The organism is Parendozoicomonas verongulae, from assembly GCF_009711465.1.
GTDB lineage: Bacteria > Pseudomonadota > Gammaproteobacteria > Pseudomonadales > Endozoicomonadaceae > Sansalvadorimonas > Sansalvadorimonas verongulae.
Window position 1 is genome coordinate 1 of sequence record NZ_SMME01000112.1, and the last position, 265, is coordinate 265.

1 protein-coding gene is annotated in these 265 nt (G+C 57.0%); it reads right to left on the minus strand.

Features of this window, described 5'->3' with window-relative positions:
* Nucleotides 1-265 (minus strand): hypothetical protein (locus E1189_RS22025; protein ID WP_196220792.1); only part of this gene is annotated, 265 nt, incomplete at both ends.

The following is a 265-nucleotide window of genomic DNA, read 5'->3' on the forward strand; positions in this document are numbered from 1 at the left end:
CACAGTACGGGGAACAGCGCCGGACTGCAGAAAGGCCCGGGACTGGTTACCGCCAATCAGACCAAAAGACAGCGTCACGCTGCGATTGGTATTGCTGGTCGCTTTCATGGCCCGGGCTGTATAGGCGCCGTTTTGATTGATGAGCGGCGTTTCCGATTGAGCACTGGGCACAATCTCCCCATACACGCTGTTCACTTTGAAAGTCAGATCACCAATATTGGCGCTCTCGGCCAAGGGCTGCAGGCCATAGTAGCGAGCGGCATCG